14 protein-coding genes and 1 pseudogene are annotated in these 16,367 nt (G+C 55.8%); 5 read left to right on the top strand and 10 right to left on the bottom strand.

What is annotated here, in order from left to right; all coding sequences use genetic code 11:
- Positions 1–87 precede the first annotated feature (87 nt).
- Together J4E42_RS09835 and J4E42_RS09830 are read right to left on the bottom strand one after the other, a co-directional pair.
- On the bottom strand, positions 88–750 hold the full coding sequence (locus J4E42_RS09835) for a hypothetical protein (protein WP_008037682.1): 663 nt from the start codon (positions 748–750) through the stop codon (positions 88–90).
- 98 nt (positions 751–848) lie between these two features.
- Positions 849–968: pseudogene (locus J4E42_RS09830) on the bottom strand (site-specific integrase); the annotation flags it as partial.
- A gap of 100 nt (positions 969–1,068) precedes the next feature.
- Between J4E42_RS09830 and dusA the strand changes: the two are divergent.
- Positions 1,069–2,088, top strand: coding sequence for a tRNA dihydrouridine(20/20a) synthase DusA (dusA, locus tag J4E42_RS09825; protein WP_207285103.1), 1,020 nt, complete (start codon positions 1,069–1,071; stop codon positions 2,086–2,088).
- On the opposite strand, the gene J4E42_RS09820 is transcribed toward dusA, so the two are convergent.
- The 4 genes from J4E42_RS09820 to J4E42_RS09805 are packed head-to-tail and all read right to left on the bottom strand — an operon-like array spanning position 2,085 to position 9,644.
- Positions 2,085–3,065, bottom strand: a complete 981-nt coding sequence (locus J4E42_RS09820) for a Wadjet anti-phage system protein JetD domain-containing protein (protein WP_207285101.1) — start codon at positions 3,063–3,065, stop codon at positions 2,085–2,087. The genes dusA and J4E42_RS09820 overlap by 4 nt on opposite strands.
- Positions 3,065–7,480 (bottom strand): chromosome partition protein MukB, encoded by a 4,416-nt coding sequence (gene mukB, locus J4E42_RS09815; RefSeq protein WP_207285099.1) that lies wholly within the window; start codon positions 7,478–7,480, stop codon positions 3,065–3,067. Before mukB ends, J4E42_RS09820 begins: the two co-directional genes overlap by 1 nt.
- Positions 7,477–8,160 carry a chromosome partition protein MukE gene (locus tag J4E42_RS09810; protein ID WP_259331673.1) on the bottom strand — a complete coding sequence of 228 codons (684 nt, stop codon included), beginning with the start codon at positions 8,158–8,160 and terminating at the stop codon, positions 7,477–7,479. The genes mukB and J4E42_RS09810 overlap by 4 nt, the downstream gene beginning before the upstream one ends.
- The gene (locus J4E42_RS09805; protein ID WP_310650441.1) at positions 8,160–9,644 is read right to left on the bottom strand and encodes a condensin subunit MukF; all 1,485 of its coding nucleotides are present in this window, start codon (positions 9,642–9,644) and stop codon (positions 8,160–8,162) included. Before J4E42_RS09805 ends, J4E42_RS09810 begins: the two co-directional genes overlap by 1 nt.
- A gap of 402 nt (positions 9,645–10,046) precedes the next feature.
- Between J4E42_RS09805 and tal the strand changes: the two genes are divergently transcribed.
- A complete protein-coding gene (gene tal, locus J4E42_RS09800) occupies positions 10,047–10,973 on the top strand; it encodes a transaldolase (RefSeq protein ID WP_008028427.1) in 927 nt (308 codons plus the stop codon).
- Positions 10,974–11,159: 186 nt separating this feature from the next.
- Here the strand turns inward: tal and rssC are convergent, their stop codons facing one another.
- Positions 11,160–11,642, bottom strand: coding sequence for an anti-sigma factor antagonist RssC (rssC, locus tag J4E42_RS09795; RefSeq protein WP_007935262.1), 483 nt, complete (start codon positions 11,640–11,642; stop codon positions 11,160–11,162).
- Positions 11,642–12,823 (bottom strand): two-component system response regulator RssB, encoded by a 1,182-nt coding sequence (gene rssB / locus J4E42_RS09790; protein ID WP_032832382.1) that lies wholly within the window; start codon positions 12,821–12,823, stop codon positions 11,642–11,644. Before rssB ends, rssC begins: the two co-directional genes overlap by 1 nt.
- 276 nt (positions 12,824–13,099) lie before the next feature.
- On the opposite strand from rssB, the gene J4E42_RS09785 reads away from it, so the two are divergent.
- Complete coding sequence (locus J4E42_RS09785) at positions 13,100–13,399, top strand: PilZ domain-containing protein (protein ID WP_008037695.1); 300 nt, start codon at positions 13,100–13,102, stop codon at positions 13,397–13,399.
- 63 nt (positions 13,400–13,462) lie between these two features.
- Here the strand turns inward: J4E42_RS09785 and J4E42_RS09780 are convergent, their stop codons facing one another.
- Entirely contained in the window at positions 13,463–14,152 is a 690-nt protein-coding gene (locus tag J4E42_RS09780) for a VacJ family lipoprotein (RefSeq protein ID WP_207285096.1), read from the bottom strand.
- A gap of 201 nt (positions 14,153–14,353) precedes the next feature.
- Here J4E42_RS09780 and J4E42_RS09775 point away from each other — a divergent pair, with 201 nt between their 5' ends.
- Entirely contained in the window at positions 14,354–14,974 is a 621-nt protein-coding gene (locus J4E42_RS09775) for a hypothetical protein (RefSeq protein WP_008037697.1), read from the top strand.
- Positions 14,975–15,083: 109 nt separating this feature from the next.
- Positions 15,084–15,347, top strand: coding sequence for a DUF4404 family protein (locus tag J4E42_RS09770; protein ID WP_008028435.1), 264 nt, complete (start codon positions 15,084–15,086; stop codon positions 15,345–15,347).
- A gap of 143 nt (positions 15,348–15,490) precedes the next feature.
- Here the strand turns inward: J4E42_RS09770 and queF are convergent, their stop codons facing one another.
- Positions 15,491–16,321, bottom strand: a complete 831-nt coding sequence (gene queF, locus J4E42_RS09765; protein ID WP_008028439.1) for an NADPH-dependent 7-cyano-7-deazaguanine reductase QueF — start codon at positions 16,319–16,321, stop codon at positions 15,491–15,493.
- Positions 16,322–16,367: the final 46 nt, after the last annotated feature.

Below are 16,367 nucleotides of genomic sequence, written 5' to 3'. Positions count from 1 at the left end.
TCACAGACAGGGCTTGTCGGTGGTAGTGAACTCCAGAAATGAAAAAACCTCGCTTTGGCGAGGTTTTTTACATAACAAGGATCGACGTCAGAAAGCCTCGACAGGCTTCTTGGCCTGCTGAGCCATTTTGTGCTCATCGAGTTTCGGGAAAGAAAATTTGATGATGATCATGGACTCATCGCCCTCACCAGAAACAATCAAATCAGCCCCTCGAATGTTGTCAGGCGCTGATGCCACCACGCTATGAGCGCTAGAAGCACCACTGGCCGAGGTAATTCCTTCAAAAAAGGTGTAGGTCAAATCGTTGGCGGCCAAAGCAACACTCTCGTAATTTGAGAGCTTGGCGGCGTATTCATCTTTGTTTTTTACTTTGCCTGCGAGATCAACAAGGTCCAACACCGATTTCCCATCAGTCAGTGCAAGCAGACCAAACGTCTTGGAAAGAGCGCCAATTGACCGTGCGAACACATCGCGATCGTAGGGCGTAAACAGCGAAACAATAACCAGTTTGTCACCACTGAAAACTAGACTCGCTGTGAATTTATGATCGATAAAACCCACATCGTCGAGACACCTTGCAGTAGCTCCCACATCTGCTGAGCAGTCATAGAAGCCCGCGGCCTCGGTGTAATTCGCGAGAGGACTGTCATAGGCGTAACTTTTAAACAGGTTGTCACTGGCAAGAGCACTCTGCATTCCAGTGATAGCTCCCATAGCGCCTAGCGCTATGGCAAAAATTCTTTTTGGCATGGACTCCCTTCCTAAACGCACATCGAAATTGATAGCCAGATGCTATCAGGTGCGTATCAGATCTGTCTTCCTCAATCCCGGAGCGTCACGCCTCCAGCCTGCTTGCGGTCGAAAGTCTGGCTTTCCTGATAAACTGTGCGCCCGTCCCTATTGATCCGTATCTGCGCCGTGTAGGCCGTCGAGTTGTCCTTGCGCTTGCGTGATGTGATCGTGCCCATTTCCAGTTGCTACCTGCGGAATTCGCTTGCTACTTCATGGCAATCGACGTTCAACAACAAGGAAAATGGGTAAAAACCGCCGTATAAAAGATCAGTACCAATGACCGTCGAAAAACCTGAAGCACCCGTAACGACTAGCCTTTCGCGCTCTGAGCCTTCCCGCCGCTTCAGTGTGGCGCCGATGATGGACTGGACTGACAGGCATTGCCGGTTTTTCCTGCGCCTGCTCTCCAAGAACGCCCTGCTCTACACCGAAATGGTCACCACCGGCGCGCTGCTCAACGGTGATCACGAGCGTTTTCTGCGTCACAACGAAGCCGAGCACCCTCTCGCCCTGCAACTCGGTGGCAGCGTTCCGCTGGACCTGGCCGCCTGCGCGCGCATGGCGCAGGAGCACGGTTACGACGAGGTGAACCTGAACGTCGGCTGCCCGAGTGATCGGGTGCAGAACAACATGATCGGCGCGGTGCTGATGGGGCATCCGCAGTTGGTGGCTGATTGTGTGAAGGCGATGCGTGATGCGGTGTCGATTCCGGTGACGGTGAAGCACCGGATCGGGATTAACGGGCGGGACAGTTACGAAGAGTTGTGTGATTTCGTCGGCACGGTGCGCGACGCCGGGTGCACGAGTTTTACGGTGCATGCGCGGATTGCGATTCTGGAGGGCTTGTCGCCGAAGGAGAACCGCGATATTCCGCCCCTGCGTTATGACGTGGCGGCGCAGTTGAAGAAGGATTTTCCGGAGCTGGAGATTATTCTCAACGGCGGGATCAAGACGCTGGAGGCCTGTCACGAGCATTTGCAGACCTTCGACGGTGTGATGCTCGGTCGTGAGGCATATCACAATCCTTATGTGATGGCTGAGGTGGATCAGCAACTATTCGGCAGCACGGCGCCGGTGATCACTCGGGCGCAAGCGCTGGCGCAGTTGCGGCCTTATATCGCGGCGCATATTGATGCAGGCGGTTCGATGCACCACATCACCCGTCATGTGCTGGGGCTGGGCACCGGGTTTCCGGGGGCGCGCAAGTTTCGGCAGTTGTTGTCGGTGGATATTCATAAGGCCAAGGAGCCTCTGGCGTTGCTGGATCAGGCGGCGGAGCTGCTTGAAGGGCGTTAGGTGGCTAGTAACAAGGCTTCTAGCGCCCTCACCGTTCTGGCGTCGACAACCAGTGGCTCCTGTTCGAGCCATTGCTTACTCTCTATAAGTTCCACCAGCAAGGCTGGAGCGCCATCAAGCGAAAGTTCATCAGGCCAAGGCTCACCAAGGGATCGAGGTTGTGCGCATTCGCCCCAAAATGGCGGGACGAACCAAAGTAAATCGGGCCGTTTGTCCCGCAGATGTAGATAAATTCGAACTCCATTCGGATCCAAGTCACCGAAGTGAATCACAGGCACACTTTGATCAATGCCGTTCAGCAGGAGGAGCGCCGTTGCTGTATCCCAACCGGGGATATGGACCAGCAACCAGCCGTCCATTTCTGGAAAATCCCTCCAAGCGCCCAGGTTCTCCACTAGCAATACAGCACGTATGGCGCCTTGAATTACTAGGCCGTCCAGTAGCGCTCGCTCAGGTATAGGTACTTCACCCAAGACGCCTGCCAGAACCTCAAGATCCAGATTTCCCTTGGGACTTACTGCCACCAGTCCCTTAGCAGGTCGGATTCTGGCCAATCCATCGTGAGTGGCTTCAGTAACGCCTAGAGCTGCGTGCCTGCTCGCAGTAAGTATCGCTTTGGAATGCGGCGCAACCAACGACGCCGCGGTGCGCCGGTTAAGGCGTAATGGAAGTAAAGGCAAGTTGTTGGCGCGCTGGATGTCTTGCAGTTTTGCCCAGCCTGCGGGTGTAGGTGGCAGATCGTAAGCTGTCAACTGCGCCAGCGCTTCATGCCACTGTGGCCAGACACGTTCAATCAGCTCAACGAGTTCCGCACGATGCTCTGCCACGAGACCAATTTCGTCTCGGCGGCCAGTTGCGCGAGTCCAGGGAAGCTCTATCAAAATATCAAAAACGGTGTTTTGCAAACTACGCCGCTTCAGTGTCGAGCGCACCAGCAACTCAAGCAGTGCCAGGCATTGTTGCGGTGTCTGCCACATCACGAATCGCTCCGTGTACGTCGCCCGGCAACTCGCACCTCCTCTCGCCCATCAGGGGTGATGTCACGGACCAAGCGATAGGTCGTATTACCTTCGACGCGAGCAACCTCAGGGGCGGCGATCAGCAGTTGCAGATCCAGTGTCTGGCATAAATCAAACAGCACACCAAGATTATCCGGATCAAGACGATTGGCTTCATCCAGAAATAAAAACCGTAACGATCCGTGAGATCTTCTGCCCCGTAGCAAGTTGGCATCACGCTCCCATTCGCTGAGGATAACAATCATCAATGCCGCCCCCACGCCAATGGCCTCACCAGTCGATAACCGCGTCGGATTAGCAACTTCCCAGCCAGCCCCCGCCATACGATGGATTTCCACTTGTAGATGCACGTACTCTCGGTAATCAAGCAAGCGCTGTCCGCCACTTTTGCTTCCACCGTAGCGCTGAAAAATTTCGACCAGCGCTTCTTCAATCGGCATGTTTTCCTGGAACAACAATTGCTGAGCAGCACCATCGCGCAGTGCACGCAATACATTTTCCATCCGCTCAACGGGACTCTGGCGCACCCGGATACGTTGGATGCTGCCGAAACTGACCCCCACCAAGCGCTCATTGAGACGATTGACCTGACCACGAGCTTTGCGTACCTGCACATCAATGCCACGGGCAACGTCTTCGCTCGCCCCGCGAAGATCGTTTTCCTGGCGCATCAATCGCTCTTCCAAACCCGACAGTTGGTCTCGAAGACGACGGAGGGATTCTCGAGGGTCATCAACTTCAGCAATTTGTGCAGGCAAGCGGTGACGCAACCAATCCCTGACCGTGAGCCAAAGGTCCAGATAAACATCATCAGTGGTAGCGTCCGCGTTTTCCTGCTGTACAAATTGATTCACCAGCACATCACCGCCCTGCGCACGGCCCAGGCGCTCCAGTAACAATGTGCGCGACGTCTGAGCACGCTGACGCAAATTGGGCGATCCCCGCGCCTCGCTAAATTGCTCTCGTGATGACTGGATACCTGCCATCAAGCCGTTGGCAACGACAATGTCTTGCAGATGCTTCCATCGCGCGATTGCGGGATCAGCTTCGCGTCGTTCACTGGTTAGCTTTTCGCTCGTTGAAATTAACTCTTGCTGAGTGTTTTCGACGATATTTCTCCGCTTTCCAATCAACTCTACCAATTGGTCACGTCGTTCGTTCTGCCCCTTCAACGCCCCGTGGATGAGTTCAACTTCTTGCTCGGCGTTCCGCAATGCCGCTTCGCTGGGAGAAGGAATTGCCAAGGCATCAAAACGGCTGATAGCAGTAACGTGGTCCCGCGTAGCAGCCTGTCGATCAGTATTAGCTGATTGCCAGTACTCGATTGCAGTCTGCTGTTTCCGTTGGGCCTCTTCTTCATCCAACTCAGCCTTTTCCTGAGCCGACCTTGCCTCATCAAGTTGTGCCTGGAGTGCCGGTAACAGTGCTTGTTGAACCTGCAATCGTTGCTGCGCCTCAGACCAGTCGAGTGCCTGACTATTAGCCACCAGGTACTCAAGCGACTCGAGGACTGAAACAAGACGATCTCGTCGAGACTGGAGATCGGTAACACGCAGACGTAGGCGTTCGACTTCATCAGCCTCTAGCGGCGGCTGACGCAATACGGACATGTCCCTCTCGATGATGTCCACGAAAGGCTTATTTCGTGCCCGCTCCTGCATAGCATTCAAGGCCGCACGCTGCTCATTTTCCAGCTGAGCCAAGCGTTCGGCGGGATTTGGCACCTCCAACACAAAGGCTTCAGACAACAGCGTACGCAAGCCATCGATACGGGGATGAAGTACCTGCGCCGCTTGGTCATTGCTAGAGATCTCCTCACGCAAGGACTCGCTCAAAACTTGCGTTGCAACAATCCGTTCCTGCAAAGCAACTCGGGCTAACGCGGGGCTCTCAGAAAGCCAAAGTCCATGATCGGCCAGCAAATCATTTCCATCAGCAACCAATTTTTCCTGCAAACTTCGTCTGCTGTGCAAAGCGTCCAGTTCCAACGCAAGGAGTTCGGCCTCGGCGCGTAACTCTTCGGCCCGAACTTCCCGAGCTCGCCTGCCAAGTCGAGGGCGCTCCGGAATTCGCGAAACGCGTAAAGCCCTCCCCTCCGATACGATCACATCATTGTTGTCTACGCCCAACTCAGGCGTGAGGAGCCATGGCTCCAAGTTGGCATCTCGGGAAATTAACAATACATCTGGCAACGAATCAGCACGTTGATGCACATGCTTGGCGACTTCCTCGGGGTTATCGACGATCAGAGCCTGAGTCAACGGGCCAAGTCGCGCCTCTAAAATTGCCGCCTCATGAAGTCCCACATCATCGAAACTGGCTGCGAGCAAATCAGCACCCACCTGATCACGTAAACGCAGAAGGCCATCAGGAAATGGCCCGCCAGAAGTGAGCAGCGCTCGGGACTCGCTAAGCAAACGTTCATGAAATGCTCTGGTAAACACTTCACTATCGCGTATCTCGGAAAACTTCTTTTCCAGCATGCCGCGCGCCAAGTCCAAATCGGCCCGACTAAGGAGCTGAACACCTAAATGCTCGCTGATCCTTTGCGCTCTCGTTGAGAGCTCGCGCCAAGATGGCTCCAGCACAGCGAGCTCATTGCAACGAAAATCCATGTCTTGTACATCGGATTGAGCAAACGCAAATCTTTGCCCTGCGTCGCGACTCTTTTGCTCATGAACCTCCCGCTCAGATTCTGCAATGCCCAGAAGCGTTTTAATCGTTTCGACTGCTGACTCCATTGACCAGGAGACAGCTAATCGATCAGCCTGCGCGCGAACTTTCGCATAACGCTCGACGAGAAGATGCTGCGATTCGACAGCCTGCTTGATTGATGGCAAGCGATCTGCCAGGGCCACCTCATCACGGTAATGGCGCAAAGCATCACCAGCGACCCGGTACGCTTCACTCGCCGGCGTCGGTACATCTCCAACCACGGCAATAAGAGCCGCAATTGTTACTTCATGGCGTTTCCGATGTTCTTCTGCATCGGCCAATTGGGTCATCAGCTTTCGGCGCTCATGATCAACCGATTCGAGCTCTTCGCGGGAATGAACTTGCCACCCGTCGAACTCGGTAACGACGAGCGTCGGAACCTCCAACAGATCCTGTACCGCTTTAAGATGCTTCGTTGCCTGTCTATAGGCGCCCGCATGAAGGTAAAGTTGCTCAATGCCGACCTCTAGATCAAGCTGCCCCTGTACGGCTTTTTCATAGTCATTCTGCATTCGACGGCGTTCTGTGCGCCGACGTTCAAACATAGCCTCGGCGAGTTGACGCTGCTCAAGCGCCCGTTCAGCCTCAAGCTCCGCTTCTTTCAAAACCTCTTGGCAGTGAATCAATGTTTGTAACGCATCAACTGCACCACACATGCGCTCCAGCCAATCCTTCGCCTGCGTGAGCGAACGATTGCTGTCGCTAAGCTGTACTTCGATTACCTCCAGTTCCATTTCAGTGCTGACTAAAGTTTCTCTGGCATTGGCGTCGGCTTGCATTGCTTCAGTGTAGAGTTTTTCAGCATCGTCCACGCGACGTTCAAGCTCGGTAGCCCGCTCGCCAACGGCCAGAAAAGCGGCTGTGAACATCGCCTGACCGGAATGAAATACGTCGCCGATTTCCTGTTCAAGGCGTCGCGACTCTTGGACTTCTGTACGGGTACGTCGGCACGCATCCAAGTTGGCTTTCATGCGCTGAAGGGTGTCAGCCAGACCGGTTTCCTCTTTGAGCAGAAAACCGCGCAGCTCTGATGTCAGCGCACGGGAAATGCCGCCCGTCATACTGGTACGTAGCATTTCATTGAATTTATTGCGCTCTTCGTCGACACCCATCCGCATCGGCAAAACGCCTTGTTCAAACAATGTTGCGAAATACTCTTTAGCAGAAGGAAACACCTGCAGTCGCCCGCCCAACCGGGCGCTAGTCTCGCGCAACTCCTGCAATTCAGGCACCACCTCGTTGTCACCTTGGGCTAATAGCAACAAGTCCTGCAAGCGAACGCTGTCTTCCAAGCCTGAAATAATAAATGGCGTGAGGTCTACAGAAGGTTCGCTCTTGCGCTCCAGTTGTATGCCGGCAATCAGCCGACGCTGCCCTTCCAACGCGAATTCAAGAACGACGTATGAGGGCCGCCCAAGTTCGCCCAGACGCCCCCAGATCCCTTTGTCGCCACCTGTGGCGCCAGTTTCACCGAGGTTGGTGAAACGCAGCCGGGACATGTCAGGCAACAACACGACGTAGGCCGCAATCATCACCGTGGTCTTGCCAGAACCGTTGGCGCCTTCCAACGCCGTCACATGCCGATCGAGTAGGTATCGTTCGTAGAAAACGCCCTTCCAATTCACTAGCGCCAGAGCAACCGCGCGCATTCGGCTCATAATTCGCTACCTTCTTCACCTTTTGCGTTTTCCTCACCGTCATTTCCGTCATTTCCGTCATTTCCAACCGCCAACTCGCCACGATCGATAAGTTGCTCAAGCGCTAACTGGGGATCCTGAAGGCCACGTATCGGGTCCGCAAAACGCATCAAGGCCGGGCGCAATCGAATACGGCTTTCCTCGAACAGGTCGATAAAGCCCAACTCAGCCAAGCGACGCAGTACCTCCGAAAATTGAGAACGTATGGCTTCTCCCGCTGTGTGTTCGATATATTTTTGCTTACGCGGATGTAGCGCGAAGAACAGTCGTTCGGCGCCAAGGAGCCCGGAAAGGCGCTGCAATACGTCTTCGCGACTCACCACGCCAGCATGCTGAAGGGTCGAGGGATCCAGATAAAGTAAAGCGAGTGTTTGCCCGACCAACATCTCACCTGCGGAAAGCTGCCGGCGACCTAGCCGATCCCCTATGGGCAGTAGGTAAAAAAAGCCGTCGCTACGTTGAACGAGTTCACAACTAAACCTATGGTAAAAAAACTCGAGCAACGGCTGGGCATCTACTAAAAACTCGTAAAGCAAACCATCATCGCGGCCAATATGACGACCACGTCGTAACATGAGGTCCACCTCAGGAAAGCTTTCATCACCGATAACCTCTTCGAGTGTTTGAAATCCAGACTCCATCAAAACTTCTCCTTGTTCGTGCCTATGTCCCATTCCTCAACTTCCAGTTCACCAAGGACTTTTTCCCACAAGCGTTCTCTCGCACTGGAAACGTGGGTAATTTTGACCAGAAAGCTCACGACTCTCCCAACAGCCAGGTAATGCTCGGACACAGGGAGCCCAGCAAGCACCTGTCTAAGCACTGCAGAAAGAGTTCGAGTGCCGCCTTCAACAGCTGCTTTGGTCAGGGCCTCCAAGTCTGCAATCCTGTCCTCGGGCTCGACCCATTGCGGATTCGCCTCCCGATCAATGCGAACACGAGCCACCAATGGCCGCTCGACTTTCAGCTCCACTGAACGCAGAAGGCGAATCGACGGCACTTGCGTCACCAACATGTAAAAAGGCCTTGATGGCCAGGCAGTCAATTGATCAAGCAAGCGTTGACTCAATGCTCGATCAGGATCCAGTCGAACCACATCACGCAGATAACGGTGTACCCGCCGGTAGTATTCAGACCAAGCGCGTTGTCGAGCACCTCCCCAATCCGCTATACGGTCCACGTGCTCAATCACGCGTTGAGCAACCTCTTCAGCTTCGAAATATTGGGCGATGTTGGCAAGCGACTGGATGTACTGCAGAGATTCGACCAAGTGATGAGTGTCGCGGAGCAAGACCTCATTCAACTCACGCAGCGTGACTGTCGTGGTGTCTAGCAGCTCCTGGCAGCGATTCACCGCGTGAAACCAATCCTCCACCAACAGCTGAGCGATCTCGGATTGCACCTCTTCTTGTTGGGCATCGAGGCCCCGTTGCCGACGTTCAATACCTGCGACAAGATCGCCCACCGTCACGCGAAGCGGCCCTATAACTCCCTCGCGCCATGCGCGCGCATCCGTCGCCTTTTTTGCTATATCCAATATTGCAACCAACTGTGCGCGAAGAGTTCCAGTCAGCAACGTCAGGCTCTCTCGAGTAAGCGCCTCATCCGCTAAAAAATACTCAACTACCGCAGCGGCCAGTCGAGTCAGGGCGTACTCGCCGGCATGAATCACACCCGCCCCATCTACGCGAGCAAGCATGCGTTGTTCTCGGAGCCTTTGAATGGCATGGGTGGCGCGTTTACGGGGATTTTCTGCGGTCGGTTCAACGATATCGCAGACCTGTCCGAAGAGATCCACGAGTACTTCCTCTTCGAACGAAGCCAGAGCCGCCTTGTCTGCACGCAGATAGAGCCCGGCCAGAAAACAAAGATCAATAGTTTTCAATTCTAGGCTGATCGCGTCGCGAGACAGCGATGCTATGACACGACTCGGGTCCACCGGAGAGAATATGCCATTAGCTCCCTTAGGCGGTTCATTGAGCTCTTCCATTCGACTCAGCCCTCTACAATTAGTACAAGTTGCAGCACGGCGGACATAAAAGCGGTGCATATAGTCGACGCCTTCAAGACCCGAAATACGTTCGACCAAGAACAAAACGCACAACCTTGTCACGATGTTAGTCACGTTTTGCTTCCGTGTAAGTCAGATCGCATAGATAGGCGTCGTGGGAATCAGCCTACGCCTGCCCGCTCGTTCCGACAGCATCGATATTTGGTGCCTCCCCTGTCCTAGAGCCTTTGCTGAAGGGTGTTTGAAGTGATCCGACAGGAGGGTCTGCCGTTAATGCGCGCTTGCCTTCCCTGCTCGAAGATAAGAAGCCAATGCTGAGATTTAAAATTGGCAGGTACCCGTCACCTCCGTTGAACCTGCGCCCGGATTTGGCATCGTATTTACGGACACCGCGCCCCGCCTTTCAAACATCCGTTTTCCAGATGTTGCCGCCGGGGCCTTCGATACGTACATGTGCCCTTGAGTGGCTGTCAGCGCTCGGGTAATGTCATTAGACCCATAGGACAGAGCACGCCCATGACTTCCAAGCTGGAACAACTCAAACAGATGACCACCGTGGTTGCCGACACCGGCGACTTCGAAGCGATCGCTCGCGTTAAACCGGTGGACGCTACCACCAACCCTTCCCTGTTGCTCAAAGCCGCGGCCATTCCAGGCTATGCCGAGTTGTTGAACGCTTGCGTCAGCGACTGCAAGGGCGATGTGGGCCTGGCCAGCGACCGTTTTGGCGTCGCGGTAGGGCAAGAGATCCTGAAAGTGATTCCGGGCCGTATTTCCACTGAAGTGGACGCGCGCCTCTCGTTCGACACTGACGCCGTATTGAAGCGTGCGCACCGTCTGATCGAGCTGTATGAAAAGGCCGGCATCGGCCGCGACCGCGTGCTGATCAAGATCGCTTCCACCTGGGAAGGTATCCGCGCTGCCGAAATCCTGGAAAAAGAAGGCATCCAGACCAACCTGACATTGCTGTTCTCGTTCGCCCAGGCGGCGGCGTGTGCCGATGCGGGTGTGTTCCTGATTTCGCCGTTCGTGGGCCGTATCTATGACTGGTACAAGAAGGCCAACGGCAACGACTACACCGGCGCGGATGATCCGGGCGTGCAGTCGGTGACGCGTATCTACAACTACTACAAGGCCAATGACTACAAGACCGTGGTCATGGGCGCGAGCTTCCGTAACCTGAATCAGATCGAGCAACTGGCCGGTTGCGACCGCCTGACCATCAGCCCGGACTTGATCGATAAACTGGCGGCGGACACTGGCAAGCTGGAGCGTAAATTGGCGCCGGGTCATACCGGTGAAGCGCGCTTGAGCCTGAATGAAGCGCAGTTCCGTTGGTTGTCCAACGAAGATGCGATGGCGACCGAGAAACTGGCGGAAGGGATTCGTCAGTTTGCCCGGGACCAGGAGAAGCTTGAGGCGCTGTTGCAGGCCAAGCTGTGATCTAGTTCAGCGCAATGCAAAAAGGGCGAACCTTGATGGGTTCGCCCTTTTTTGTGTGCGTTTGTTTGGTGCGGGTTTCGTGCTTGGGAATTTGGGGGATTTCAGGCCGCCATCGCCAGCAAGCTGGCTCCTACACGTGATCATTCAACTGTAGGAGCCGGCTTGCCGGCGATGGGGTTCAAAGGATCAATGACGCTCCAACGCATTCACCAGATCATGAAACGCTTCACGATTCGAATCATTCAGCCCCATGAGGATCTTGTGCGCTTCCAGCACTTTGATCCGCACCACTTCTTCCGATTGGTCCTGGTCAGGCAAGTCAGTCAGGCATTCAGGACAAGGGATCGGGCGGTCAACGATGTTGAACACCTGCTCGAAGCCCATGGACTGCAACAGACGTGTGATGTCTTCGTGGGTGGTGACGACGGTCGGCAGCAGGCCGACTTTCTGCCGCGACAGGATCGACAGTTTGGCCAACAGGCCAAGGGTGGTGCTGTCGATGCTGCGGGTTTCGGTCAGGTCGATCACGATCGCGTTGAAGTTCAACGCCGTGAAGATCCGCTCAATAGTCGCATCCAACGCCGAACACAGGGTCAGGCGAACTTCACCGACGAACTTCAAGACGAAGGTGCCGTCCTGCTCGGCGAACTGGATTCTACCGGTACTCATTAAAGATTCCTGCTCAACACCAACAGGGCGATATCATCCGGCATCTCCCCTAGCGTGGCCAATCCAAAAACCTGCCGCAGCCCATCCAGGGTGCCGCCCGCTGCTTTGACCCGCTGGGGCAAAGCCGCTTCTTTTTCTTTGAGTGTAGGTTCTGGCAAAAGGTCCAGAATGCCATCGGACATCAGCGTCAGGCTGAACGTCGGCGGCAGCTCCAGCACGTGATCTTCATAGGTGGCTTCATTGAAGAGGCCCACCGGCAGACCACGCCCTTCCAGATATCGAACACTGTCTGGCGTGTACAACACAGGCAACGGCAAATGACCACCGATGCTATAGGTCAACAAACCTGTCTCCTCGTCGATGACTCCACCGACCATTGTGACGTGTTTACCCAGCTTACAACTGATCAGGCCCCGGTTGATATGACCAAGGACCTCTGAAGGCTTGAATTCCGGCAATGTGCCGTTGCGCTTGGATTCGAACAGCAAGCGCGTGGTCATGAATTTCAGCAGCACCGTAACGAAGGCTGAAGAAGCGCCATGACCGGAAACGTCCGCCAGGTAGAACGCTACCCGACGCTCGTCGACCCGAAAGTAGTCGACGAAATCACCCGACAGGTACAGCGACGGGATGATCTGGTGTGCAAACTTGAATTCGTCAATGGTCCAGGGGCTGACCGGCAGCATGTTCATCTGCACCTGGCGACCGGCATTCTGGTCTTCCTGGAGCAGGTTCAGGCTGGCTTCGAGCTCGCGATTGGCCTTTTCCAGCTTCTCACGGTAGCGCTGGTTTTCCAGCAGCAGACGCGCGCGATCCAGGGCCCGGCGCACAGAGTGCTCGAGCACGGCCAGATCTTCGAGAGGCTTGATCAGGTAATCCGCCGCGCCCAGGCGCAAGGCCTCGACCGCGTCGTTCATCACGCCGGCACCCGAAACCACAATCACTGGGGTTTGCGGTGACCGCTCGGTGACCTGGCGAATGAGTTCGAGTCCGCCCATCTGCGGCATGCGCAGATCGCAGATGACCAAGCCGGGCTTGTCTTGCTCGAATACCTGAAGACCCTGCTGGCCATTGCTGGCCTGCAAGACGCTGAAACCACTGTCTTCCAAATAGGCGGCGAGGCTCGCGCGCACTACTTCGTCATCATCGATTATCAGCAGCGTGGCACTGGTTTTTGGCATGTGGGCAAACGGCGCCAGAATTAGGTTGGCGTAGCAGGCTGGGCAATTGACCCCGCACACACTACTGGATTCGCTTTCTAGCCTCTCTGTTGCACCGCTTTCGGGCATCGACCCTACTGACAGGCACACCAGAGGTGCCCTTCTAAGGCGCAGACGGTACTCCCATCCGCGGGGCGTTTCAAGCTCACGCCGATGGTCGCTTGACGTCTTTACTTGTCAAATCACCGAGAGTTATAAGAACTGATAAAACCGTAACCCAATGGAAGGATGAAGCCCATGAGCCAAACCGAACGGGACTACAGCGAAAAGCGTGATTTCATCCGCATGCGAGTCGATGCCGATGTCGCGCTGATTCATGAAGGGGACGAAGTTGCAGCCGTCTGCATCGACCTTTCCAGCAGTGGCATGCAGGTTGAGGCACCGCGTCGGTTCAAGGTCGGTGACCGGCTCAGCGTGCGGATCGACTCCGATCATGCGGCACTCAAAGGGCTCGAAGCCGACACTGAAGTGGTCCGGGTTAAAGAACAGGACGGCGCCAGCCAGAAACTCGGCCTTACAATCTTGAAAATGAAATAACCCGGATCCAAAACCAAAAAAGGCGGCCATCAGGCCGCCTTCTTCGTTTTTTACCGGTCGAGATCAAAAATCGTCTTCGACCTGACCGTCTTTGACTTTGAACTCGCGGTTCTGCAAGTACGCATTGCGGATGAAGGTGTACTTGTCGCCGCTGATCAGTTTCTCGGCCGACAGCAGGCTGGCGCGGGTGTCGACAACGTTCAGGGCGAAGATCGAGTTACGCACCGGTACGTCGTGGATGTACGGGTATGGGCCGGTGTAGCCGTCGACAAACTTGGCGGGCGCATCACGCAGAGTGCTTGGGCCCAGCAACGGCAGCATCACGTACGGGCCGCTTCCTACACCCCAATAGCCCAACGTCTGACCGAAGTCTTCGTCGCTGCGATTGAGGCCCATCTTGGTGCCCACATCGAAGAAGCCCAGCAGGCCGAAGGTGGTGTTGAAGATCAGGCGTGCGGTGTCGACGCCGGCAGAAGCCGGTTTGGCCTGCAAGATGTTGTTGGCAAGGTTGGTGACATCACCGACGTTGCGGAACATGTTGTGGATGCCGTCTTCGAGAAATTGCGGGGTCACGAACTGGTAGCCCTGCGCCAGAGGCTTCAGCGCATAGGTGTCGAGCACATCGTTGAACTTGTAGATCGGACGGTTGATGCTTTCCCAAGGGTCCTCTTCCGTGGCTGCCTGGGCAGCGAACGGAGCCAGCAACACACTGGCGCACACACAAAACTGAGCTAGATGATTGCTCCAGCGCATAGAAAAACTCCTTGGATTGTACTGGCGCGGGCGTCTTGGCCCGAACATTAAGCTGGTGAGTATAAGACGGAAAAGCCGCTTTAGGCAGCATCGTGCGTGACGGCCTACGGATGATTCGCCATGACTGTGAGCGATTCACATCCATGTCACTCAACTGTCACCGGCGGCGCATAGCCTTGACGCTATTTCAGGGATGTTGACATGCCGCACGCCGAAACCTTGCCCCTCGCCGCCCCCAGCCTGACCGCCGTCCTGTTTGGCCTCAGCGGTTGCCTGGTGGACTTCGGCGCCCGCACGCGCCAGCACGGCGACCATTGCGCCGAACATGCCGAAGTCACACCTGGCGCTCTGGACAGCCTGCACAGTTTGCAGCGCCAGCAGATTCCCTGTGCCTGGCTCGACGAACTTCCCCCCGCATTGAGCCTTTCGCTGGCCGCCGCCCTGCCCGACTGGGTCAAGCCGTCGCAACACCCCGCAACAATCAATCCGTGGCCCGCGCCGAATGCATGCTGGCAAGCCTTGATGGCGTTGAATGTCGGGCAACTGGATGGTTGCGTACTGGTCAGCGGCGAACCGCGATTGCTGCAATCGGGCCTGAATGCCGGGTTGTGGACCATCGGCCTGGCCTCCTGCGGCTCGCTCTGCGGGCTGGCGCCCAGCGAATGGCAGGCCTTGAGCCAAAAGGAACGCGAACACCTGCGCGGCAAGGCCACCGTGCAATTGTTCGGCCTGGGCGTGCATTCGGTGATCGATCACCTCGGCGAACTCGACACCTGCCTGGCCGACATCAGCCTGCGTCGGCTCAAGGGTGAAAAGCCCTGATCGAGATCATGCAGGTTGCGCGCGAGTGGATTAATCTAAAGGTCAGCCATAGACCTTTGGCGCGCTGCCACGGTCTATGCCAGTGCCTATCGATAAAAGGAAGAACGCCATGCCTGCCCGCGAACTGCAACAACAGCTCAATGCCCTGCGCGAGCAATTGGAACAGAATCCTCCGCTGACCGAAGCAGAGCGCGCCGACCTGCATGCGCTGATGCAACAGATCGAACTTGAGCTTGAGCTCGAAACCAAAACCCAGGACTCCAGCCTCGCCGATGGCGTAAACCTGGCCGTCGAACGCTTTGAACTTGAACACCCCGCCATTGCCGGCACCTTGCGCAACATTGTGCAATCTCTGGTCAGCATGGGGATCTGAACCCGCCAGATACAAAAAAGCCCCGCTAGTGATAGCGGGGCTTTTTATTGCGTAGTCACTCGCTGTGCTTTTGTAGGAGCCCGGCTTGCCGGCGATAGCGGTCTCAAAAACGCCATCGCCAGCAAGCCGGGCTCCTACAGATGTTACTGGCGGACCAGGCGATGGTTCGGCAGTTGCACGTCTTCAGTGCTGCGATACGGGTTGATGTCCAACCCGCCGCGACGCACATACCGCGCGTACACCGTCAATTTCTCCGGTTTCAGCAAGCGTTGCAGGTCGAGGAAAATCCGCTCCACACACTGCTCATGGAAGTCCGAGTGCTGACGGAAGCTCACGATGTACTCCAGCAGACTCGCGTGATCCAGCGCCGCGCCACGGTATTCCACCACCACGCTGCCCCAGTCCGGCTGACTGGTCACCGGGCAGTTGGATTTGAGCAAATGACTGTGCACGCTCTCCTCGACGATGCGCGAATCATCACAACGCAGCAGCTCCGGACGCGGATGCTCATAGTTGCTGACGCTGATATCCAGGTCATCGATGCACACACCCGGCAGCGCCACGACGCCTTCGGCTTCAACGTCTTTCAGGCGGCGAACCCGCACGCCGACCGGCTTGCCTGCCGCAGCGGACAGGTCGTTCACCAGCGTCGCTTCAAGGCTTGCGATATCGGCAAACGGAGTCTGATTCAACGAGTTCAGATACAGCTTGAACGACTTGGATTCGATGATGTTCGGCGAATCCGCCGGGATGCAGAATTCGCCGATCGCCACCACGGGTTTACCGGACGGCAACAGCCACGACAGCTCGAAGCAGTTCCAGAAATCCACGCCTTTATACGGCAGGGTTTCAGCCGTCAGCCCCAACTCGGCCCATTTCGCGGTGCGCGGGATCGGAAACAGCAAGGACGGCGTGTAAGTGGCGATGTATTCGCTGGATTTACCCAGCGGCGAGTGTTCGGCTGCGGGATGCATGGCGGAAACCTGACTGAAGAATCAGCGGATTCTACCAGCCTTTGCT

The sequence above is a fragment of the Pseudomonas sp. FW300-N2A2 genome (genome assembly GCF_017351735.1).
Lineage (GTDB): Bacteria > Pseudomonadota > Gammaproteobacteria > Pseudomonadales > Pseudomonadaceae > Aquipseudomonas > Aquipseudomonas migulae.
This window is presented reverse-complemented; position numbering and strand designations above follow the sequence as displayed.